Origin of the sequence: Vibrio hyugaensis, from assembly GCF_002906655.1 — a bacterium.
Lineage (GTDB): Bacteria > Pseudomonadota > Gammaproteobacteria > Enterobacterales > Vibrionaceae > Vibrio > Vibrio hyugaensis.
The window spans coordinates 3,291,234-3,315,259 of record NZ_CP025794.1; the positions used below are offsets into that span (position 1 = coordinate 3,291,234).

At 44.7% G+C, this 24,026-nt stretch carries 18 protein-coding genes; 11 read left to right on the forward strand and 7 right to left on the reverse strand.

Annotated elements, in window-relative coordinates:
• Window positions 1-20: 20 nt before the first annotated feature.
• Both pta and C1S74_RS16200 read right to left on the reverse strand, forming a co-directional pair.
• The gene (pta, locus tag C1S74_RS16195) at window positions 21-2,186 is read right to left on the reverse strand and encodes a phosphate acetyltransferase (RefSeq protein ID WP_038869401.1); all 2,166 of its coding nucleotides are present in this window, start codon (window positions 2,184-2,186) and stop codon (window positions 21-23) included.
• 135 nt (window positions 2,187-2,321) lie between these two features.
• Window positions 2,322-3,518 (reverse strand): acetate kinase, encoded by a 1,197-nt coding sequence (locus C1S74_RS16200; protein WP_045396051.1) that lies wholly within the window; start codon window positions 3,516-3,518, stop codon window positions 2,322-2,324.
• 345 nt (window positions 3,519-3,863) lie between these two features.
• On the opposite strand from C1S74_RS16200, the gene yfbV reads away from it, so the two are divergent.
• The 6 genes from yfbV to C1S74_RS16230 all read left to right on the forward strand — a co-directional run bounded on the left by yfbV (window position 3,864) and on the right by C1S74_RS16230 (window position 10,923).
• On the forward strand, window positions 3,864-4,316 hold the full coding sequence (yfbV, locus tag C1S74_RS16205; RefSeq protein WP_045396054.1) for a terminus macrodomain insulation protein YfbV: 453 nt from the start codon (window positions 3,864-3,866) through the stop codon (window positions 4,314-4,316).
• 319 nt (window positions 4,317-4,635) lie between these two features.
• Window positions 4,636-5,601: an ABC transporter substrate-binding protein gene (locus tag C1S74_RS16210; protein WP_045396057.1), complete on the forward strand. Its 966-nt coding sequence runs from the start codon at window positions 4,636-4,638 to the stop codon at window positions 5,599-5,601.
• Window positions 5,602-5,655: 54 nt separating this feature from the next.
• Window positions 5,656-6,591, forward strand: coding sequence for an ABC transporter permease (locus tag C1S74_RS16215; protein ID WP_045396059.1), 936 nt, complete (start codon window positions 5,656-5,658; stop codon window positions 6,589-6,591).
• Window positions 6,588-7,382 (forward strand): ABC transporter ATP-binding protein, encoded by a 795-nt coding sequence (locus C1S74_RS16220; protein WP_045396062.1) that lies wholly within the window; start codon window positions 6,588-6,590, stop codon window positions 7,380-7,382. Before C1S74_RS16215 ends, C1S74_RS16220 begins: the two co-directional genes overlap by 4 nt.
• Before the next feature lie 140 nt (window positions 7,383-7,522).
• Window positions 7,523-9,349, forward strand: coding sequence for a maltodextrin glucosidase (gene malZ / locus C1S74_RS16225; protein ID WP_045396064.1), 1,827 nt, complete (start codon window positions 7,523-7,525; stop codon window positions 9,347-9,349).
• Window positions 9,350-9,462: 113 nt separating this feature from the next.
• Complete coding sequence (locus tag C1S74_RS16230) at window positions 9,463-10,923, forward strand: GGDEF domain-containing protein (RefSeq protein ID WP_045396066.1); 1,461 nt, start codon at window positions 9,463-9,465, stop codon at window positions 10,921-10,923.
• A gap of 76 nt (window positions 10,924-10,999) precedes the next feature.
• On the opposite strand, the gene dusC is transcribed toward C1S74_RS16230, so the two are convergent.
• Window positions 11,000-11,959 carry a tRNA dihydrouridine(16) synthase DusC gene (gene dusC, locus C1S74_RS16235; protein ID WP_045396069.1) on the reverse strand — a complete coding sequence of 320 codons (960 nt, stop codon included), beginning with the start codon at window positions 11,957-11,959 and terminating at the stop codon, window positions 11,000-11,002.
• Between the two features lie 187 nt (window positions 11,960-12,146).
• Here dusC and C1S74_RS16240 point away from each other — a divergent pair, with 187 nt between their 5' ends.
• A complete protein-coding gene (locus C1S74_RS16240) occupies window positions 12,147-12,755 on the forward strand; it encodes an SEC-C metal-binding domain-containing protein (protein WP_045396072.1) in 609 nt (202 codons plus the stop codon).
• 81 nt (window positions 12,756-12,836) lie between these two features.
• Here C1S74_RS16240 and dsbB read toward each other — a convergent pair whose 3' ends face one another.
• On the reverse strand, window positions 12,837-13,373 hold the full coding sequence (dsbB, locus tag C1S74_RS16245; protein WP_045396074.1) for a disulfide bond formation protein DsbB: 537 nt from the start codon (window positions 13,371-13,373) through the stop codon (window positions 12,837-12,839).
• An 86-nt stretch (window positions 13,374-13,459) separates the two neighbouring features.
• Window positions 13,460-15,046 (reverse strand): Na(+)/H(+) antiporter NhaB, encoded by a 1,587-nt coding sequence (gene nhaB, locus C1S74_RS16250; protein WP_045396077.1) that lies wholly within the window; start codon window positions 15,044-15,046, stop codon window positions 13,460-13,462.
• A gap of 639 nt (window positions 15,047-15,685) precedes the next feature.
• Between nhaB and fadR the strand changes: the two genes are divergently transcribed.
• Window positions 15,686-16,525, forward strand: a complete 840-nt coding sequence (gene fadR, locus C1S74_RS16255) for a fatty acid metabolism transcriptional regulator FadR (protein ID WP_045396080.1) — start codon at window positions 15,686-15,688, stop codon at window positions 16,523-16,525.
• Between the two features lie 74 nt (window positions 16,526-16,599).
• Here the strand turns inward: fadR and C1S74_RS16260 are convergent, their stop codons facing one another.
• The gene (locus tag C1S74_RS16260; protein ID WP_045396083.1) at window positions 16,600-17,406 is read right to left on the reverse strand and encodes a hypothetical protein; all 807 of its coding nucleotides are present in this window, start codon (window positions 17,404-17,406) and stop codon (window positions 16,600-16,602) included.
• Between the two features lie 211 nt (window positions 17,407-17,617).
• Window positions 17,618-19,678 (reverse strand): methionine--tRNA ligase, encoded by a 2,061-nt coding sequence (gene metG, locus C1S74_RS16265; protein ID WP_045396086.1) that lies wholly within the window; start codon window positions 19,676-19,678, stop codon window positions 17,618-17,620.
• A 157-nt stretch (window positions 19,679-19,835) separates the two neighbouring features.
• Between metG and apbC the strand changes: the two genes are divergently transcribed.
• From apbC to C1S74_RS16280, 3 genes are all read left to right on the forward strand, one after another.
• A complete protein-coding gene (apbC, locus tag C1S74_RS16270; protein ID WP_045396089.1) occupies window positions 19,836-20,912 on the forward strand; it encodes an iron-sulfur cluster carrier protein ApbC in 1,077 nt (358 codons plus the stop codon).
• Window positions 20,913-21,093: 181 nt separating this feature from the next.
• On the forward strand, window positions 21,094-21,735 hold the full coding sequence (gene udk, locus C1S74_RS16275) for a uridine kinase (RefSeq protein WP_038869428.1): 642 nt from the start codon (window positions 21,094-21,096) through the stop codon (window positions 21,733-21,735).
• Between the two features lie 189 nt (window positions 21,736-21,924).
• Entirely contained in the window at window positions 21,925-24,012 is a 2,088-nt protein-coding gene (locus tag C1S74_RS16280; protein WP_045396092.1) for an AsmA family protein, read from the forward strand.
• Window positions 24,013-24,026: the final 14 nt, after the last annotated feature.

Sequence of the window (24,026 nt, forward strand, 5' to 3'; positions counted from 1 at the left end):
ATTCAGAAAGGTGCGGTTAATTAGTTAACTGCTTTTTCTTTTGCTTGGTCAGCTTGATCTGCCTGAATCGCAGTTAGAGCAACTGTGTACACGATATCGTCTACTAGTGCACCGCGAGATAGATCGTTTACAGGCTTACGCATACCTTGCAGCATTGGACCGATAGAAACTAGGTCTGCTGAACGTTGTACCGCTTTGTAAGTCGTGTTACCAGTGTTTAGGTCTGGGAATACGAATACTGTCGCTTTACCTGCTACTGGAGAGTTTGGTGCTTTAGAAGCAGCAACGTTTTCCATGATAGCTGCGTCGTACTGTAGAGGACCGTCGATCACTAGATCAGGACGTTTCTCTTGAGCAAGCTTAGTTGCTTCACGTACTTTATCTACGTCTGCACCTTTACCAGATTCACCAGTAGAGTAAGAGATCATAGCAACGCGAGGGTCGATACCGAATGCCGCCGCAGAGTCAGCAGATTGGATAGCGATTTCAGCAAGCTGTTCCGCTGTTGGATCTGGGTTGATCGCACAGTCACCGTAAACCAGTACTTGGTCAGGTAGCAGCATGAAGAATACAGAAGATACGATAGACGCATCAGGTGCAGTCTTGATGATTTGGAACGGAGGAACGATAGTGTTCGCCGTAGTGTGAACTGCACCAGAAACTAGGCCGTCCACTTCGTCGTTCTCAAGCATCATAGTGCCTAGGAATACTGAATCTTGTAGCTTCTCACGAGCAACAACTTCAGTCATGCCTTTCGCGCCACGTAGCTCAACTAGACGAGCAACGTAGTTTTCACGAACTTCATCAGAGTTGATGATCGTTACGCCAGCACCTAGTGTTACACCTTGCTGTTCAGCAACGCGACGGATTTCGTCTGGGTTACCTAGAAGCACACATTCTGCAATGCCGCGCTCAGCACAGATAGCCGCAGCTTTCACTGTACGTGGCTCGTCACCTTCAGGAAGAACGATACGCTTACCAGCTTTACGAGCGAACTCAGTTAGCTGGTAACGGAATGCTGGTGGGCTTAGACGACGAGACTTCTGAGTACCCTCAGTCATAGACTCGATCCAGTTACCGTCGATGTGACCCGCAACGTGTTCGTTGATGAACTCGATACGCTCTTTATCGTCAGCAGGAACTTCGATGCTGAAGCTCTGTAGGTTTAGAGAAGTCTGCCAAGTGTTACCTTGTGCTTTGAAGATCGGTAGACCGGTTTCGAATGCTGGCTTACATAGACCTGAAATCTCTTCAGGGATATCGTAACCACCAGTCAATAGAATGGCACCGATATCAACGCCGTTCATTGCTGCAAGCGCTGCTGCAACGATAACGTCTGGACGGTCTGCTGAAGTAACAAGTAGAGAACCTGGTTTGAAGTGCTCAATCATGTTTGGCAGAGAACGTGCACAGAAAGTGATGCTCTTAATACGACGAGTCGCAATGTCACCTTCGTTGATGATGTCAGCATTTAGGTGCTGAGCCATATCGATAGCACGAGTAGCGATTAGATCGATGCTCCATGGCACACAACCTAGTACACGAATTGGAGAAGTGTTGAAGATTTCCATCACTTTCATTTCGTTTTGCTTCGCGCTGTCTGCATCGTCAAAGATTTCAGATAGGTCAGGGCGCGTACGGCCAGCTTCGTCAACAGGTGCGTTTAGCTTGTTGATGATAACGCCAGAGATGTTCTTGTTCTTAGTACCACCGAAGTTAGAACATGCTACTTCGATGCGCTCTTTAAGTTGCGCTGGGTTATCGGTACCTGGAGTTGCAACAAGAACGATTTCCGCACCTAGAGTTGCTGCGATTTCCGCGTTCACTTGGTTAGCGAATGGGTGCTTACGAGTTGGTACTAGACCTTCGATAAGCGTCACGTCTGCGTCTTTGTTGATTTGGTTGTAACGTTCAACAACAGTTTCTAGCAGCTCGTCCATGTTGTCGTTACCGATTAGGCTTTCTGCAACAGACATCGCTAGAGGTTGACCGATCTTCATATCGCTGTTGTAACCAACGATTGTTGAAGTTAGATCAGGTTGATCGCCGCCAGAACGTGGCTGTGAAATTGGTTTGTAGAAAGAAACCTTAACGCCTTTGCGCTCCATAGCGCGAAGAACACCCATGCTTACGCTAGTTAGACCAACACCAGCACTTGCAGGGATAAGCATAATAGTACGAGACATTCGTAGAGTACCTTTAGCTATTGGGGGATAAAAGCTCAACTCTTATTCCATGAGGTTCAGAGAATAGGAGTTGAGCCCCTAAGAAATTCGTTTGGAAGAAAAACTGGCTAGCCGATGGCTAGCCAGTTCATTCTATTAAAGACCTGTTAGGCGTGCAGTGTCTTCAGCAATTACTAGCTCTTCGTTAGTAGAGATAACCATTGCTGGGATACGGCTGTTTGCTGTAGTGATAGTACCTTCGCCGCCGAAACGAGCTTTAAGGTTAGCTTCACCATCAACTTCGATACCGAAGATACCTAGACGGTTTAGAACCATTTCACGGATAGGGCCAGAGTTCTCGCCGATACCGCCAGTGAAAGTGATTGCGTCTAGACGACCTTCCATAGAAGCCGTGTAACCCGCTACGTACTTAGCTAGACGGTGACAGAACACGTCCATTGCACGAGTTGCTTCTTCTTTCTCACCGTAGTTGTCTTCAACGAAACGACAGTCAGAAGTCACTTCAGTTAGACCTTGTAGACCAGACTCTTTAGTTAGCATGTTGTTGATTTCTTCAACAGAGTAACCTAGAGCGTCGTGTAGGTGGAATACGATAGCTGGGTCGATGTCACCACAACGAGTACCCATTACTAGACCTTCAAGAGGAGTAAGACCCATAGAAGTATCTACAGATTGACCGTTCTTGATCGCACAAACAGATGCACCGTTACCTAGGTGACAGTTGATGATGTTAACTTCTTCAACTGGCTTGTTTAGTAGACCTGCAACTTCACGAGTGATGAATAGGTGTGAAGTACCGTGCATGCCGTAACGACGGATACCGTGTTCTTTGTATAGTTTGTAAGGAAGAGCGTATAGGAAAGACTCTTCAGGCATAGTTTGGTGGAACGCAGTGTCAAATACAGCAACGTTTTGAAGCTCAGGGAAGTTGTGCTTAGCAGCTTCGATACCGATGATGTGCGCTGGGTTGTGAAGCGGTGCGAAAGTCGCAGCGTCTTGAATACCCTTAAGTACTTCGTCAGTGATCAGTGCAGATTGAGTGAACTGCTCGCCACCGTGAACGATACGGTGACCGATAGCGCCTAGGTTAGCTTTAAGCTCTGGCTTAGAAGCAAGAATAGTTTCAACCATGAACGCTAGCGCTTCTTCGTGTGCTGCACCGTTGCCTAGTTGAGCTTCGTGTTTACCATCAAGTTTCCACTTGATACGTGCTTCAGGAAGGTGAAGACATTCAGCAAGACCTGATAGGTGCTCTGCACCTGTTTCTGCATCAACAACAGCAAATTTAAGAGAAGAACTACCGCAGTTTAAAACTAAAACTAGCTTAGACATGTGTGACTACCTGTTATTCGTCTGATCAAAATCAGTTAAAGGATGAAAAATTAATCACAAGAATAGACGATACCATCGAGGGTGCGTACTAATCTTGGTCAAAAATCGTTCTAATTCCGTATAAAAGAATAGTGATGAACCCATCCATCACTATGATGCGATCCGTGCAGATAGGAATCTCAAGTTGCTTAAATTGTAAATAACGGCAACAATGAGATTGAGGGTCTGCAAAGGATAGCGATAATAGGCAATGATAACAAAAAAATTTTGAAAGAATATTAACTTTCATCAATTTTTTTGCGCCTTCAGTTGAAATGTTCAACTATTTTTTAGTGAGAGAGTGGTATGAGTAATAAAGTCGGATTGTTCCATAGCCTGAAAGATGGCCAAAACTACATGGAGATCTGGCCGGTTCGTAAAGAGCTGACCGCCATTTTTCCCGAACAACGCATTATCAAAGCAACGCGTTTCGGCATTAAAGTGATGCCGGCAGTAGCTGCGATCAGTGTTCTCACTCAAATGGCTTTTAACAATTACAATGCGTTACCACAAGCCATTGTCGTCGCATTGTTTGCTATCAGTATGCCTTTACAAGGGATGTGGTGGTTAGGCAGTCGTTCTAATACCATATTGCCGCCAGCGCTGGCGTCTTGGTATCGTGAACTGCACCAAAAGATCACTGAGACTGGCTTTGCACTTGAGCCAGCAAAAGCAAAACCAAGATATAAAGAGTTGGCGATGATCTTGAACAGAGCTTTCCGTCAGTTAGATAAAACAGCGCTGGAGCGTTGGTTCTAATCTCGACGACAACAACCCTCAAATCAATGTTATGAAAATGGAGTGAGCCTTTGCCACTCCATTTTTGTCTGTTCTACATTTCTCCATCCCACCGTTTTCTGTGCTGTCAAAACTATCTTTATAGCGGCGTCGCGATCACAAATGTTACTTTGTTGTTAAATCTTACTTTTATTTACCGAGAGTTAGCGTTAATAATGAAATCGAGATGCACAAAAAGTGCACAGCAAACACGACATCCCATCTTCTGAATAACCATGCTGGCATCATGATTTTTACGAACGCTCGTGGTACAAGGATGAAGAGACATCAAGGAGTAATGATGAGAACGAAACGTTTACTAGCCACCGCCATTTTAGCTGCTACGGCGACTTTTTCTTCCGCCAGCGTCTTTGCCAACACCGCAACCGTAGCGGTGTCCCAAATCGTTGAGCATCCAGCGCTAGATGCTACCCGACAAGGCTTATTAGACGGTCTAAAAGCCAAAGGTTACGAAGAGGGCAAAAACCTCGAGTTTGATTATAAAACGGCCCAAGGTAACCCTGCGATTGCCGTACAGATCGCTCGCCAATACGTCGGTGAGAATCCAGACGTTTTAGTCGGTATTGCAACGCCCTCTGCTCAAGCTCTGGTTTCAGCGACACGTTCAATTCCTGTGGTATTTACTGCTGTGACAGATCCGGTCGGCGCTAAGTTGGTTAAGTCTATGCACAAGCCGGGTAAAAACGTCACTGGTCTTTCTGATTTATCACCTGTGGCACAACATGTTGCTTTGATTCAAGAAATACTGCCAGCTGCGAAAACCATTGGTGTGGTTTACAATCCAGGAGAAGCAAATGCGGTGACACTGGTGCAACTACTAAAGGAAAGTGCAGCAGCAAATGGATTAGAAGTCGTGGAAGCGACAGCATTGAAGAGTGCGGATGTTCAATCGGCAACGCAAGCCATTGCCGCTAAGTCGGATGTGCTTTATGCGCCGACAGATAACACCGTTGCGAGTGCAATTGAAGGGATGATTGTTGCGGCAAATCAGGCTAAGAAACCTGTGTTTGGTGGTGCAACGTCTTACGTTGAAAAAGGCGCGATTGCCAGTCTAGGGTTTGATTACTATCAGGTTGGCGTGCAAACCGCGGATTATGTTGCCGCGATATTAGAAGGCAAAGAGCCGGGTGAGTTAGATGTCAAAGTCGCGACGGGCTCTGACTTAGTGGTGAATGAAGGTGCGGCGACCAAACTCGGTATCCAGTTACCTAGCGCTGTTGTGAAACGTGCAACTAGCATGCAATAAGAGTCCTTATTAGGTCGGTAAAATGCCGACCTGATTTATGCAGAGGGAGCAGTTATGTCTGCATTTGCTTTTTTTGGTGCGCTTGAGATCGGCCTGATTTATGGTTTGGTCGCGTTGGGCGTTTACCTTACTTTTCGTGTTCTCGATTTTCCCGATTTAAGTGTTGATGGCAGCTTTCCAATGGGAGCAGCTGTTGCGGCAACAGCCATTGTTGCGGGTATCAATCCTTGGATTGCGACTGGAATGGCCATCATTGCTGGTGGTATGACAGGGTGGGTTACCGCCTTCCTTGCCGTTCGCTGTGGCATTCTTCATCTACTCGCTTCTATCCTAACCATGATTGCGGCGTTTTCTATTAATATTCGCATTATGGGTAAGCCCAATATGGCCCTGCTAGGGGAGGAAACTATCCTGACGCCGTTTGAAGCCTTGGGGGATTCTATGTTCATTCGACCTCTGGTGGTTGGTGTACTTGTCCTTATTTCTGCTTGGTTTGTGGTGCGTTTACTGAACAGTGATTTTGGCCTTGGTTTAAGAGCCACTGGCGTTAACGCTCGTATGGTTGCAGCACAAGGTGCCAGTACAGGCTTCTACACCTACTTTGGCTTGGCGCTATCTAACGGTTTTGTTGGGTTTGCTGGTGCTCTATTTGCACAAACAAACAGTTTTGCTGATGTGACATCCGGGGTTGGTACGATTGTAGTTGGCTTGGCCGCAGTGATTCTTGGCCAGACACTCATTCCAGGTCGCAAAATCTGGGTAGCGGTGTGTGCGGTCATTATTGGCTCGGTTTTATACCGACTTGCTGTCGCGTTTGCTCTGAGCTCTGGCATGTTTGGCTTACAGGCTTCCGATCTGAATCTCGTTACCGCGGTGCTTGTAGCTGTAGCTCTAATTGCACCAAAGCTAAAACAAAAAATGCGAGCCAAGCAACGCGTTAATGACGCCAAACAAACGGCATCAAAAAATGGTTCAGGGGAGGCGCTATGATTGAGTTAAGTAATATCCAAGTAACCTTTAACCCCGGAACGATTTTGGAAAACCGAGCGTTAAAAGGCGTATCTCTGGAAGTGCCTGAGCACCAATTCCTAACGGTGATTGGATCTAACGGCGCAGGTAAATCGACTCTGCTTGGTGCGGTGACGGGTGAAACGCCGATGATTGGTGGGCAAGTCATTATCAACGGGCAAGACGTAACACGAAAAAGCGTGGACCAGCGTGCTACGCAGTGCGCGAGAGTTTTCCAGGATCCTTTAGCAGGGACTTGTGGGGACTTATCCATCGAGGAGAATATGGCTCTAGCGTATATGCGCGGTAAGCGTCGTGGTTGGGGGATGGCGATTTCTTCCAAACGACGTAAACTTTTCCAGGAGAGAATCAGTATTCTTGGTTTGGGTTTAGAGGACCGGCTAGGAGACAGCATTGGCCTATTGTCAGGCGGCCAACGTCAAGCCGTGAGTTTGGTGATGGCCACATTGTCAGACAGTAAGCTGTTGTTGCTTGATGAGCACACGGCCGCGCTGGACCCGCGTATGGCAGCTTTTGTTATCGACTTGACCAAACGTATCGTTAACGAATTCGATCTGACTGTGATGATGGTGACACACTCAATGAAAGACGCATTGGCGTGCGGAGATCGCACCGTCATGCTTCATCAAGGTGAAATTGTTTTAGATGTCGCAGGAGAGCAGCGTGCCAACATGCAAGTTCCAGATCTACTGAAGATGTTCTCAAAGGTACGAGGAGAGGAATTAGCGGACGACAGTTTATTGTTGAACTAGTCTAAGCAAACAACAGAACTACGCCTACCAAACGTGATCCTCCTTGAGAAATTACCTACATGGTCGTTTTAAAAGGAGGATTTTTCGGTAAATACTCTTAATTAAAATAGTGGAATATTCCAATACTAAGAGCACTTGCCATGACCCTTCCATTTATCTTCCATAGCCAAACTGATGATGGCCTTACTTTTGATGGCGATTTGCTAACCGTCACCCTGAAAACCGAGAACACTGATTTTGATAGCGTGCACGTTCGTTGTGAACCGGATAATGAAGAATACCTGATTAACATGTCACGCAGCGGAGAAGCTGGTGAGCTTACTCTCTGGAAAGCTCAGTTTGCGTCAAATAAAGACCGAGATGTGACTCACTACGTCTTCAAACTGCTCAAAGGCAAGCAGCAGTTTTGGCTCGATGGCAGAGGTGTACATAAACGTATGCCGCCCAAAGAGTTTCACTTCAAACTCAACACTCAATCTCAGCCGCCAAGTTGGGTACAAGAGCAGGTCTTTTACCAAATCTTTCCGGACCGTTTTGCCACAAGTCGTTCTGAGCAAGTGACCCGAGATGATTATGCTGCCTATGACTCAGACGCACTGGTTAAGTCATGGGGATCCCCTGTTGGTTCCCATAAAAATACGGGTGTGCGCGAGTTCTTTGGTGGCGACTTAAAAGGCGTAGAGAAAAAACTGGATTACTTGGTCGAACTTGGTGTGACAGCACTTTACTTCAACCCAGTTTTCACAGCGCCAAGCAACCATAAATATGACACCACAGACTACTTCAAGATTGATCCAATGTTTGGCTCGAATGAGCAGTTTGCGCAGTTGTGTGAGCGAATTCGTGGCAAACAGATGAAGATTGTTTTGGATGCAGTGTTTAACCACACATCCGTTCATCATCCTTGGTTCGATCTTAAGCAAGAAGGCAATGGGGCGTATGGTAATCCAAATTCAGACTTTCGAGACTACTACTTCTTCGAAGGACAATCCAATAGCTACATTGGTTGGAAAGGCATTGGTAATTTACCTGTCTTGAACTTCGAAAATGAACAAGTTCGCGACCACATCTATCAAGGGGAAGAGTCAGTCATCAAACATTGGCTTAAACCACCTTATTCTGTGGATGGTTGGCGCTTCGATGTTATTCACATGTTAGGTGAGGGTGATGGCGCGAAGAACAACGCTCACTATGTGGAAGCTTTTCGCAAGGCCACTAAACAGGTTAATCCCAATGCCTATGTGTTAGGAGAGCATTTCTTTGAAGCGACGCAATGGCTTCAGGGCGGGCAGGAAGATGGTGCTATGAACTACTACGGCTTTGCTCATCCAGTGAGAGCATTGATTGCCAATCAAGACATCATGTATGACCCAATTGATATCAATGTGATGGAGTTTAAAGAGTGGATGGATGAAGCTAGATCCAAAATCCCTTTCGCCAACCAACTCTCTCAGCTTAATCAATTAGATAGCCATGATACTGCCCGTTTTCTGACGCTTTTAGGCGGCGATGAAGATAAAATGCGCATCGCTGTGGCCTTGCTCATGACTTATGTCGGCACGCCATGCCTTTACTACGGTAGCGAGGTCGGCTTAGAAGGTGGGCTAGACCCAGACAATAGACGTTGTTTTCCATGGAAGAGCGTTGGTGACTCGAAGTGGTTTTCTTTCTACCAGCAACTGATTGGAATTCGCAGTAAATACAAGTCATTACAATCAGGAAGCTTGCTGTGGCTGCACTGCGATGAAACCGTGATGGTGTATGCTCGACAACTAAAAAAAGAAACAATAGTTGTGGCATATAACTTAGGTGATTACGACAAAAATGTTAACTTGCCTTTATGGCAACTAGGCTCAAATGCAAAACATTTGCATCAATTATTAGACACTGGTGAAGTTGTGAGTGCGCAACGTCATTTTTCTGTCAATATCCCAGCAATGAACTACAAAATATGGCAGTTGGAGTGACACGCCTGCTCAGATTTATTAAAATTTATGAATACATAAATGAAAAACTATAAATAGATCTTCGGTAACCTTCGCTTTCGAAGGACAAATAATGATTGAAACAATGGTGTTTAATGGGTAATAAAAGGCGATTTAGCCTCAAGTTTGTCATCTTCTTCCCGCTATTTTTGTTTATCGCTGTCATGATGGTGACAGCGAAGAACTATTACGATGCAATGAACCGCTACATCACATTGGAGTACGCGCAGGTTGATCGAGCTATCGATCGAGCGATAAAAGTGCTGACCGCTTTAGATTATAGCTTTATTAATTATTCCAACCCTGCGCACCCATTGTTCAAAGAACATAACCATATGGAAAAAAATGGGTTGTGCTACGTCTGGCCCATCGATGTGTTGTTGTTAGAGAGCAAGCACTCTGGTGGTTTACCCGCTGTAGAGCTGGATTATATGATCGTGGGGCAAACAGAGCTCTGCGAACCGGGTACTGAACTGTTTAAATTGGCAGAGAAAAAAGCGGGCTTTGCCCCTTCGTTGTCATTTCTTCACGATATTGAATCTCACATCGTTGCGATTCATTATATTGATCAGCGAGGGTACATTATTTCTTCGCCGGATACCTACGCCCAATATTACACCCAACAACTTTGGGAAACCCTAAAGGCTAGACCTTTTTGGCAAAAAACTGCTCAAGAGACGATGAAAGTCTCTTTGTCTGGCCCTGCACCAATGCTGGATCGCCATGACGGGCAGATTGTAAGTTTGACAGTACCTGTTTATGAGCGAGGCATCCATCAGGGCGTATTATCGATTGATTTTGATGTGGATGGATTGCTTGAAACAAACGAGAACTTAACCGGACATCTGCACATCATTTCTAATGTGATGGGGTTACCTGATAATGTAATGCGAGTCCAACCTGTTGAGCATGAACGCCTGAGTGCAAACCATACTATTTTCTATGAATATAATCTTTGGGATGAGTTCAAGAACTTGTTGGCATTTGAGAAATACAGCGTTGCGGTGGCTTTCTTTATCTACGTGTTGAGTACAGTAGCACTATTTTTGGTTAACACACGTACAGAGCGACATTACTTCAAAGAACTGGCTGCAAAAGATCCAATGACGGGCTTATTGAACCGCCGTGGAATTCAAGCGGTTTGGCGAAACAAAATGACCAAGAAGCACGTTGCTTTAGCGGTGTTTGATATCGATGACTTTAAGGCGATTAACGATACGCATGGCCATGATGTTGGTGATGATGCGATTTGTTTAGTCGCTAAATGTATACGAGACAACATTCGATACTCTGATGTCGCATCACGCTTTGGTGGAGAAGAGTTTGTCTTGGCTATCTATGATGAAGACTTCGACAGCATGCTAAGAATTTTAGAGCGTGTAAGAAAAGCCATTGCTAAAAACTCAACTAAAATCGTCGACGGAGGCTTTACGGTTTCGGGTGGGGTTGAATTTAAGTCTGCGGCTCAATTGGAAGGTTTTGATGAGCTGTTTAAGCTTGCTGATGAAAAGCTTTATGAAGCGAAAAGTACAGGTAAGAACAAAATCTGTTATTAAGCGACTTAAGCAATTTGTTGTTGGAAATTAGACATAAAAAAGGGCGAATTCATCGCCCTTTTTTAATGTCGGTAGGTTAAGCGACGCGCGCGTGCAATTCATCTCGATAACGTTGAATGTACTCGACAATAGGGGCGGCTTTGTTAAACGTACGGATTTCTCGGAACAGTTCTTTCGCTTCTGGATACGCTTGTCGCAGATAAGAGAACCATTGTTTTACGCGATTCGGGTAGTACAAGCCTTTGTCGCCTTTCATTTCAAACTGTGAGTAGTAAATCAATAGATCAACCACTTCTGACCAAGGCATAGGCTGGTGGTTGTGTTTAACCATGTTTCCAAGGTTAGGAATGTTGAATGCACCTCGGCATACCATCAAAGAATCAACGCCTGTGGTCGCAATGCAACGTTGGCCATCTTCATAATTCCAGATTTCGCCGTTAGCGATTAATGGGATATCGAAACGCTCACGAATCTTCGTAATGTATTCCCACTTAATTTCAGAAGCTTTGTATCCGCCTTCTTTGGTACGAGCATGAACAGTGAGCTCATTCGCTCCAGCTGTTTGAATTGCGTCTACAATCTCAAAACAGTCTTCTGGATTCTCCCAACCAAGACGAATCTTGGCGGTCACTGGAATATTGGCTGGAACAGCGTCACGGCAGGCTTTAACCACATTGTGGATAAGTTCAGGGTGCTGTAACAAGGCTGCACCACCTTTACTCTTGTTCACCAACTTTGCTGGGCAGCCAAAGTTCAAATCAATACCGCGCGCGCCAAGCTCCGCCGCTTTTATCGCGTTTTCAGCCATCCAGTTTGGTTCTTGCCCGAGTAGTTGGACATGGACAGGTACACCAGATGCAGTTTGAGAGCCTTGCAGAAGTTCTGGGCATAAGCGATGGAAAACATGATCTGGAAGAAGCTGATCGATCACACGAACAAACTCTGTCACACAAAGATCATAGTCGTTTATTTCAGTCAGGATTTGACGCATCAAATGGTCCAAAACCCCTTCCATCGGGCCTAATACAACTCGCATAGCTTGCCTAATACAGTTTGGTGAGAAAAAGGAGGGCGATTGTAGCGATGTGAGTGAAGTTTGTCATTAAAAGAGTCATCCGCTTGGAGTGACATCAACTAGCATTCTATATACCCAAGCATCTCGAGGTTACTTGGGTATAAGCTCTGGGGTATAATGCCGCCAAATTCATGGGAAACCAGATGTCATGCAATACACATTGATTGAGAAAGGTGAAGTCCAGCTAGATGAGTCTTCACTATTTATTGAAGGTGCAGTACTCGCGGCCAACTTGACCACTAAGCCTTTAGCTCCAGAAACATGGTTAGAACCACTGTTGGGTGAGGGTTTTAAAGCGATTCAACCAGCAATTGAAGAGCAGATTCACAAGCAGCACAATTATATACTGCGTAATGAATACTCGATTCTAGGACTAACAAAGAGTAATGCAGAGCAGTTGGCTGATTTTGCTGAAGGCTTTATGTCTGTATGGTCAACCATCGAAGAACAATGGCAAGAAGTTACGCTTAATGATGGCTTAGAGCGTATGTTGCAAGCTTTGCTTACGACGATGATGTTGGCGATTGACGAAGAACAGACTCAACAGCAGATGCGCGATGCGGGTATTGAGACACCGCCTGCACTTGCTGATTTTGTGGACCAGCTTGATCTGATGATCAATGAAGTCGCATTGGGTGCCGATGAGTTGATGGTTGGTAAAAAATCGAAGAGCTTGAACCCGTTTAAAGGCGTGGGTCGTAACGATATGTGTTCATGTGAAAGTGGTAAGAAATTTAAGCAGTGCTGTGGCAAGTAAACGCCAGCTATCTGACTTGACGTTAAAAAGCCGACATTGAGGTCGGCTTTTTGCTAGGTGTCGTTTGGTTATCGAGCCTTATTATTGGATCGGGTTCTTTCTTCTTGGGCTTACAAACTGAGCGATAACGATAAAAGCGAATGCAATCAGGTTGCCGGCAAAAATAACGACTAGCCATTGTGGCATTGATAGACCAAAGAACTGCCATACGATCTTCGCACAGTCGCCGTACGCCTCAAACATCCACGGGACCCATTGATTCAATGGTGCCCAGCTCGGAAACGTGACGAACAAGTCACAAGTGGCGAATGGAGATGGGTTAAACTGATAATCCACGTGCTGCATCGCCAGCATCAAACCTTTGTATGCACTTGCTCCCCATCCCGCCAGAGCAACCCAGCGTATCAACGGGTTGTTTGGGGCGATAAGACCAAGTATCGCCGCTGCGCCAATCCCCATCATAGCGACACGCTCATAGATACACATGACACATGGGGCTAACATCATCACGTGTTGGAAGAATAAGGCGCAGGCTTCAAAAAAGATGATCGCCAAAAGGAGTAGGAGCCAAGATAAGCGTCCTTTCGAAAACTGGTTTAGTGATGCGAAAATAGTCACGGGTTTCAATCCTGTCTGAAATATAAAAAAGCTCTGATTACTCAGAGCTTTTTAACGTGGATAAGTTTCCTAATCAACTCATATTTTTAGTGTCCACCTGACACAACGGGCGCTAGATCACCACTACTAGGCACAATCCAACCAGCATCGTAGAAGAATGCGGTTGCAGGTTCTAGGAAGAACATGATGCCCATCAAACCCACAAGAGCAAGTACGATAGTGTATGGTAATGCCATGACGACCATGCGGCCGTATGATAGACGAATCAATGGTGCCAGTGCAGATGTTAGCAAGAATAGGAAGGCTGCTTGACCGTTTGGAGTCGCAACAGAAGGTAGGTTAGTACCTGTGTTGATTGCTACTGCAAGTAGGTCGAATTGTTCACGGGTGATTTGACCGTCGATCAATGCCGCTTTCACTTCATTGATGTAGACCGTCCCTACGAATACGTTATCCGATACCATCGACAATAGGCCGTTTGCGACATAGAACAACGCAAGTTGCGTACCTTTGTCCTCAACGGCGAGAACCGCGTCGATAACAGGTTTAAACAACTCTTGGTCAATGATAACGGCTACAATCGCGAAGAATACCGCTAGTAACGCGGTGAATGGCAGTGCCTCTTCAAACGCTTTACCCATTGAGTGCTCTTCGATAACACCCGTAAATGAGGTTGCTAGGATAATTACCGAAAGACCAATAAGGCCCACTGCTGCTAAGTGCAGAGCAAGTGCTGCAATTAACCAAACTGCAATTAGACCTTGAATCCAAAGCTTAGCAACATCTTGATTAGTACGCGTTTTGCGTTCTTCACGGTCGAAGTCAACAAGGATTTTACGAACGTTATCAGGCAGCTGTGCACCGTAACCACAAATTTTTAGCTTCTCTACTACCGCACAAGTGATCAAGCCGCAGAAGAAGACAGGAAGAGTTACAGGTGCCATGCGAATTAAGAACTCACCAAAGAACCAACCGGCTTGGTCAGCAATGATTAAGTTTTGTGGCTCACCAACCATGGTTGTTACACCGCCTAGCGCTGTACCTACACCAGCGTGCATAAGTAACGAACGTAGGAATGCACGGTAGTTTTCTAGGTCGTCGCGAGTTAGTTCAGTAATGGTGTCATCTTGAGTATGGTCGTGGTCACCAATAGGATTGCCTGAAGCGACTTTGTGGTAAATCGAGTAGAAGCCTACCGCAACACTGATAACGACAGCGATTACAGTCAGCGCGTCTAAAAATGCCGACAAAAACGCCGCTGCGAAACAGAATGCGAGCGAAAGTAACGTTTTTGAACGAATACCAAGCAGAATCTTCGTGAAGATGAACAGCAAGAGCTGCTTCATGAAGTAGATACCCGCAACCATAAATACTAACAGCAGAAGTACTTCGATATTTGCAACCAGCTCGTGCTTCACCTGGGCAGGGCTGGTCATACCTATAGCAACCGCTTCAATTGCAAGTAGGCCACCTGGTTGAAGTGGGTAACACTTCAGTGCCATCGCTAGTGTGAAAATAAACTCCGCTACTAGTAACCAACCTGCAACAAATGGGTCAATTAAGAAGAAAACAATCGGGTTAATAATTAAGAAGGCTATAATGGCAACTTTGTACCAATCAGGCGCTTTACCAAGGAAGTTCTTGATAAAGGCATTTCCGAGCGACATCGGCATGATAATTCTCTTTATAACAAAATTATGAATAGACACTACAATAGTGCTTAAGTATCTGTTTGTTAGACTTATTACTTAGTCTTTTAAAACAATAACTTAGAAAAACAACAATCCATTGTCTTACTGTAGTCTTGCCAAGTTACTTCCCCTGAACTTAAGCACCGCTCACTTTCGACCGCAACTCTACACTTCGGCATTTTATAGTCAATAACAAAACGTGATGCTTCCGACTAAAACTGCTTTTTAATTGTAATAACGCGATCAAAACGGCGTTACTATATCACGAAAAGCTTTAAAAAAATCACCTTGGATTTTAATTGCCACCCAATTGCGAGAAAAGATAAATTAAGAAAGAATATTAATCGTATAACACAAATTTATTTTGCATATTTTGAACATAAAAATGTGACGTATTAGGCTTTATTTTTCCTATGTTTGTGGTCGGTAAATTTTATTCAAAATATATTTTTTGCACGTTTGGTTCCAAGTGGTTAACATTTTTAATTGAAGATATATGTAGAGTATTAACTCTATATTGAGATTTCGTTTCATTTATTGATCGTTAATTTTCGCAAATCGTTAAGTAGTGGTATGATGAGTGGTATCGACCCTTAGAAATCAATATTGGATAAAAACAGAATGGTCATTAAGGCTAAGAGCCCTGCGGGTTTCGCAGAAAAGTATATTATCGAGAGCATCTGGAACGGCCGTTTTCCTCCTGGCTCAATTTTACCCGCTGAACGTGAACTGTCTGAACTAATCGGGGTTACTCGAACTACACTACGTGAAGTATTGCAACGCCTTGCACGTGATGGCTGGCTGACTATCCAACACGGTAAGCCAACTAAAGTGAACCAATTTATGGAGACGTCAGGTCTGCACATATTGGACACTTTGATGACGCTAGATGTAGACAATGCGACCAACATTGTTGAAGACCTTCTTGCTGCGCGTACTAACATCAGCCCTATCTTTATGCGTTATGCATTTAAAGCAAACAAAGAGAGCTCTGAACGTACTATTCAAAATGTGATTGAATCTTGTGAAGCACTCGTTAACGCATCCTCTTGGGATGAGTTTATTGCGGCATCTCCGTACGCTGAAAAGATCCTTCAAAGCGTGAAAGAAGACAACGAGAAAGACGAAGCAAAACGTCAAGAGATCTTGATTGCTAAGACATTTAACTTCTATGATTACATGTTGTTCCAACGCCTAGCATTCCACTCTGGTAACCAGATTTACGGTCTGATTTTTAACGGTTTGAGAAAGCTTTACGATCGTGTAGGTAGCTACTACTTCTCGAACCCTGCATCACGTGATCTTGCATTGAGATTTTACCGTCAATTACTTGAAACGTGTGAGACCGGTCAGCGTGAACAGTTGCCAATTTTGATTCGTCATTACGGTATGGAAAGTGCTCAAATCTGGAACGAGATGAAGCTGCAACTCCCAACGAACTTCACTGAAGACGACAGCTAAACTTAGACGCAACAATGTCTTTAAAGAATTAAAGAAAACCGCAGTCAATGAACTGCGGTTTTTTATTTTAGCTTTTAGGCTAAAGACAATCGGGGTAAAGGTTGATAAAGAATCTCGATGATGTCTGACAGAATGTGGTCGTAGGTATTAAATACAGTCAAAGACAAATCTGAAGTAATGTCGTACAGTTCTTCCATGGTAAGAGTGTCGACTTCTCCACTAATATATTCGTTGAGCGCTTGTATGGACCTTGCCGATGTTGGAGAGGCGAGGCTCAAAGGGCTGATGACAGAGAGTTGATTAAGCTTTCTTATCATCACGGCCCCATAGTTTCTCATTCGCTCAGGACCACCTCTGTCTTCCATGTCTTGGATGCTGATACGCAGCTGTGTCAGTGTCTCTAAGCTATCCATCACCGTTTGCCAGTTCATGTGGTACTCATCGTTAAGTTCATCCCTTTGAGCGATGGCTAGCCATGCAATGGTCACTTCATCCATCAGGAACAAACTGTGGCGAATTAACCGGCCGTGTTCCATTTGATTGCGTGCGATTGAGTTGTCTTCCCATTGCTCCATCAGTTTATCTATTTTGATTTGCAGCACGCGATACATGGGTTTGTTCTCAAAGCGAGATGTTTCAACCAAGAGATGTAATTTATTGCTTAATTCACTATGGATGTGTTCTATCTCTTTCTCATGGTTTTGGTGGCATTGGATAGAGTAGTGAGTAACTGCTCTGTGGCGACGCAGTAGTTGAACGACATCACGAAGTAATGTGAGTAGCTGGTACTTACGAGCATGTTGCTTTTCTCGCTTCGCAGCCAAATGATAAATCCCAGCCAGAATGGCAATTGAGATCAAAGTTGAAATCAAAACAAACATAACCAACTCCTTGTTAGTGCTTTTGACCTAGCCATTAAGTAGGAGCAGCTTTGATGCCAATAATTAAATTTTTTAAAAACAGATGGTTACGCTTATTTATAATGGGGGGATGTACGAATTTGGTGCGTTAACTCACCAAAAGTGTGAATTTGGTCAAAAAATCCCCGCCGAAATGGGCGGGGACTTCTAAGTTATGCCGTAAAGTAACGAATTACATTACACGCATACCTGGTTGAGCACCTTCGTGTGGCTCAAGGATCCATAGGTCGCTGCCGCCAGGGCCAGCCGCTAGGATCATACCTTCAGACATACCAAACTTCATCTTACGAGGTTTTAGGTTTGCAACCATAACAGTTAGCTTGCCTTCTAGCTCTTCAGGTTTGTATGCCGACTTGATACCCGAGAACACTTGGCGAGTCTCACCACCGATGTCCAGTTGGAACTTCAGTAGCTTATTTGCTTTTGGCACTTCTTCACACGAGATGATGCGCGCGATACGCATATCAACCGCTGCGAAAGCATCGAACTCAATTTCTTCAGCGATAGGGTCTTTGTCTAGCTCAGTTTGGTTTGCTTTTTCTTTCTCAGCTTCCGCTTTCTCTTTTGCTGCCATTTCTGCCGCTGCATCTTCTTTAGAAGACTCAATCATCGCTTCCACTTTTTTAGGATCAATTCGGTTAAATAGCGCTTTGAACTTAGTGATCTCGTGATCAGTTAGCGGAGTAGCAACGCCTTCCCACGTTAGCTCTTCGTTTAGGAAAGCTTCAGTGCGAGCCGCAAGCTCAGGCATCACTGGTTTCAGGTAAGCCATTAGTACGCGGAATAGGTTAATACCTACAGAAGAAACTTCTTGAAGCTCTTTCTCTTTACCTTCTTCTTTTGCAAGAACCCAAGGTGCTTTCTCATCGATGTACTGGTTCGCTTTGTCTGCTAGCGCTGTGATTTCACGGATAGCACGGCTGAATTCGCGAGTTTCGTATAGCTCACCGATACGCTCAGCAGCTGCAACGAATTCGTTGTAAAGCTCTGGTTCTGCAAATTCAGCAGATAGCTTGCCTTCAAAGCGCTTGGTGATGAAGCCTGCGTTACGAGAAGCAAGGTTAACAATCTTGTTTACGACGTCAGCGTTTACACGTTGAGTGAAGTCTTCAAGGTTAAGGTCAAGGTCATCGATACGGCTGTTTAGTTTCGCCGCGTAGTAGTAACGTAGACATTCAGGGTCTAGGTGCTCTAGGTACGTACTTGCTTTGATGAACGTGCCTTTAGACTTAGACATTTTCGCACCGTTAACCGTTACGTAGCCGTGTACGAATACGTTGTTTGGCTTACGGAAACCAGAACCTTCTAGCATCGCAGGCCAGAATAGGCTGTGGAAGTAAACGATGTCTTTACCGATGAAGTGGTACAGCTCAGCTGTGCTGTCTTTCTTCCAGTATTCGTTGAAGTCTAGGTCATCACGCTTGTCACATAGGTTCTTGAATGAGCCCATGTAACCGATAGGTGCATCTAGCCATACGTAGAAGAACTTGTCTTTTTCACCAGGAATTTCGAAACCGAAGTAAGGTGCATCACGAGAGATATCCCACTGTTGCAGACCAGACTCGAACCACTCTTGCATTTTGTTTGCTGTTTCAGCTTGCAGTGAGCCAGAGCGTGTCCACTCTTTTAGCATGCTTTCGAACTGAGGTAGGTCGAAGAAGAAGTGCTCAGAGTCTCTCATTACTGGAGTTGCGCCAGATACTGCTGATTTTGGGTTAATCAGTTCAGTTGGGCTGTACGTCTCACCACAGTTATCACAGTTGTCGCCGTATTGGTCTTCTGACTTACACTTAGGGCAAGTACCTTTAACGAAACGATCTGGTAGGAACATTTCCTTCTCAGGATCGAACAACTGAGAAATAGTACGGCTAGAGATAAAGCCATTCTTCTTCAGCTCAAGGTAGATGTGAGAAGCGAGTTCACGGTTCTCTTCTGAGTGCGTGCTGTGGTAGTTATCAAAGCTAATATCAAAGCCAGCGAAGTCTTTTTGATGCTCTTCACTAACTGCAGCGATCATCTCTTCTGGTGTAATACCCATCTGTTGTGCTTTTAGCATGATTGGTGTGCCGTGAGCATCGTCAGCACAGATGAAGTTTACAGTGTTGCCACGTAGACGTTGGTAGCGAACCCAGATATCAGCTTGAATGTGCTCAAGCATGTGACCTAGGTGAATCGAACCATTAGCGTACGGAAGGGCACAAGTTACCAGCAGTTTTCTTGGATCGTTTGCCATACTTAATAATCGCTTTTTGATAGGTATAAAAAATAGAGAGTAATACTACCCCATGAGCTTCCTAACTCCAAGGCATCAAACCATGGATTGCCTTAGTTTTTTTGGGGTTCTGAATCTCGCCGCTGGGTGCTACGATTAGATGAATATAGGAGGCCTCATGCATCAGTTCACTTCAAAACAAGATTTTTGTCATTGGCTTAACCAGTTCCAGCATCCGCAGTTGGTGGAAAACTGGGCAGATATTAATGGTATGGTTGCGATTCCTGCGCAAGGTGGCATTCAGATCACCTTGCCATTTGCGACCAATGAACTTCAAGTTGCGTTGAGCCGTTGGGTTAAAGAGCAACAAGCATCGGGTGATATTCCAGCGTTTGATGTTCAAATCGAGCTGAATATCAAAGCGCTTGAGACGCAAGTTTCCAATGCCGTCAAAGGAGTTAAAAACATTATCGCAGTTAGCTCAGCAAAGGGGGGCGTGGGTAAATCGACAACGGCCGTTAACCTTGCTTTAGCCATTGCACAGTCGGGTGCGAAAGTTGGTTTGTTAGATGCTGATATCTATGGCCCATCTGTTCCTATGATGCTGGGTCAAGAAGACGCAAAACCAGAAGTTCGCGATGCGAAATGGATGGAGCCAATTTTCGCACATGGCATCTATACTCATTCTATCGGCTACTTAGTGGATAAGTCGGAAGCGGCCATTTGGCGGGGCCCGATGGCCTCTAAAGCGCTTTCACAGTTGCTGACGGAAACTGATTGGCCAGAGCTTGATTACTTGGTGATTGATATGCCACCTGGCACGGGTGATATTCAATTGACGTTGTCACAGCAGATTCCAGTAACAGGTACTGTGCTTGTTACTACACCACAAGATCTTGCATTAGCGGATGCTCGTAAAGGCGCGGCGATGTTCCATAAAGTGAACGTCCCAGTTGTTGGTGTAGTAGAGAATATGAGTTATCACATTTGTGGTCAGTGTGGTGCGGTCGAACACATTTTTGGTACTGGCGGTGCTGAAAAAATGTCGCAAGAGTTTGGCTTAGCCTTACTGGGTCAAATCCCATTGCACATTTCAATGCGGGAAGACATTGATGTGGGCACTCCAACCGTCGCAAGACGCCCGGAGAGTGAGCATGCTGGCTACTACAAGCAATTGGCCGATCGTGTTTGTAGCATCATGTATTGGCAAGGAAAGGCCAAGCCAGATGCAATCAGTTTTACAATGGTAAACTAAGTTCTTAAACAGTGCTGGTTGAAAACTGTTCGTTTTATCGTTTGCCTAGAGGTTGATCCTCTAGGTAGACAGAAACTTATAACGAAACTCTAATTCCAGCTAGTAACTATGGGGTGAACTCCCTATAATCACGCAGTTTATCTTTTTATGTGACTAGAAAATCATCATCGGGTGCAAACTAATGTCTGATAATAATCAATGCGTCATCGTAGGTATTGCTGGCGCTTCTGCTTCTGGAAAAAGTCTGATCGCGAGCACGATTTACAATGAGCTTCGCGAGAAAGTGGGCGATCATCAAATCGGTGTCATCACGGAAGATTGCTACTACAACGACCAAAGCCAACTAAGCATGGAAGAGCGTGTAAAGACTAACTACGACCACCCGAGCGCGTTAGACCACGACCTACTTTGTGAACACTTGGAAAAATTGGTGCGTGGCGAAGCCGTAGAAGTGCCTGAGTACAGCTACACTGAGCACACTCGTACAAGTAACACCACACCAATGACCCCTAAAAAGGTAATCATTTTAGAAGGCATCTTGCTGCTAACAGACCCGCGCCTGCGTAACCTAATGCACGCAACTGTGTTTATGGATACACCTTTGGATATTTGTCTACTTCGTCGTGTTAAGCGTGACGTTGAAGAACGCGGTCGTACAATGGACTCTGTTCTTAAGCAATACCAACAAACTGTTCGTCCGATGTTCATGCAATTTATTGAACCTTCAAAGCAATACGCAGATATCATCGTTCCTCGTGGTGGTAAAAACCGTATCGCAATCGACGTTCTTAAAGCGCACATTGCAAAACTTCTGAAAGCTTAAGCCTTTAGACGGCTATATCGCTTTATTTTTGTGATAAGAAGTGGCACCTTAGGTGCCACTTCTTTTTTTGTTTTTAAATTAGTCAGTTGCAGATAAAAATTGGATGTTTTTCACGCTTTTGCGGAACTGTCTGCGATAAGTAGCGTCAGCTATTATAATTTTAAAAACACACGAGCAAGGAAAAAGCGAATGAAGAAACTGCTCTTAATTATCGCCATACCCGTTGTGGCAATTTTGGCCGTTGTTTTAGCATTAATTATTTTCGTCAATCCGAATCAATTTAAACCCCTTATTGTGGAACAAGCGCAGAAGCAAACGGGTTTAGAGTTGGTGATTGAAGGCGATATCAGTTGGCAGTTTTTCCCATCGATTGGTTTCGAACTGGGACGCACCGAGCTGCGCAATCCTCAAGGCTTTAGCCAACCAAATTTATTCAAAGTCGACACCGTCGGTGTGGATGTCTCAGTTACGCCGCTATTGAGCAAACAATTAGAAATTGGCAATGTCACACTGGATGGCGCTGAGTTCTATTTAGAAACCTTGAAAGATGGCAGCAAAAATATTGATGCTCTTACCAAGGCGCAAACTCAACAAGCTGAGCAAACAACGGATACTACGACGAAGCCGGAGAGCGAAACACAAGGTTCTGGCTCCGATTGGACAATCAACCTTGCTGGAGTCACCATCTCAAATGGTTATGTTGAAATCCAAGACAAGCAAACAGATAGCCACATCAAACTTTCTGATATCTCTTTAAATCTCTCCCAGTTTGCTTTTGATAACTGGACCACCGCAGATTTTGGTGTGAAAGGTGAGATGAATGAGCAGAAGTTTACCGCCCAAGGTAAAGCTGACTTTAAGTTGGCGAAAGGTCTTGCAAGCTATGCTCTGAAAGACATCAACTTTGATGCGACTTACGCGGATGCGACAAACAAGATTGATTCGGCAACTATAGGTCTGGACACTTTTGAGTTCGATAAAGCCAATAACCTAAGCTATGCGCTCAAAGGCGAAGCGGGTGGCATGAAACTCGATATGAAAGGCGGCGGTGAGCTGAACGTTGATAAGGCGATTAGCAAACTGCAATTGAACAAGTTGACGCTCAACTCAACTTTTGAGGGGGATGCGCTGCCGCAATCACCAATGAAAGTGGATATGGCTTCGGATCTTTCGTTCGACCTAACTAAGAGTCATCTGAGCTTTGTGTTGGAGAAGCTAACGGCTAACGCCATTGCACTTGATGGTAAAGCGGATGTCACTCTGGGTGATATTCCTAAGGTACGCTTTGCTGTGCACAGCCCTAATATCGACTTAGATGAATTTTTGGGCTTGAATAATCAAGCTCCTGCGGGTGATAAACCAGCATCAGGTGGTAGCAAAGCACCAGCAGGACCAGAAGTTGAACCAGACCTGTCTGCATTGAAAACGTTAGATGTGAAAGGCGATATCACGATCGATAAATTCAAAGCGGCGAATGCGAAGATGGAAGCAGTAAAAGCAAGCTTCTCTATCAATCGTGGTGTGTTTGATCTGAACTCGTTCACCTCTAAGCTGTATCAAGGTACGATTTCTGCAACAGCTAAGTTGGATGCTCGTAAATCACCTGCGACTTATACGGCTAAGAAGTCGATCAAAGGTATTCATGTTCAACCACTACTTATTGATGTAGCGAACAACGATATGCTTGAAGGAACAGGTAATATTGACGTTAATGTGAAGGGCAGCAGCCTCACTCCAACTGGCATCAAAAAGAACTTAGTTGGTACTATCGCGATTAACTTTACCGATGGTGCAGTTAACGGCATTAACGTTGCACAATTGATTCGCGAAAACTACGCACGTTTCAAAGGACAGAGCTTAGACGGCACAGATGAAGTGAAGAAAACTGATTTCAGTGCTATGACAGCAACATTGAAACTGAATAAAGGTGTCGTTTCAACGGATAACATGAAAGCCCAATCACCGTTATTGCGTGTGCGCGGTAAAGGTAAAGCCAACTATCTGAATGAAACCGTCGATTTTACGATCAGTACCTCAGTGGTTGGTTCTTTAGAAGGGCAAGGTGGTAAGAACATCGATGAACTTAAAGACATTACCATTCCTATCAATGTATCTGGAAAATGGGCAGAGCCTAAATTCAAACTGGTCTTTGATGATGTGTTAAAACAAAAAGCACAGAAAGAAATTGATCGTGGCGTAGAGAAACTAACGGACAAGATCAAAGATGAGAAGACCAAAGAAGCCGTTGATGGCCTATTGAAAGGCTTGTTCAATTAACTGCGGTCTAAAAA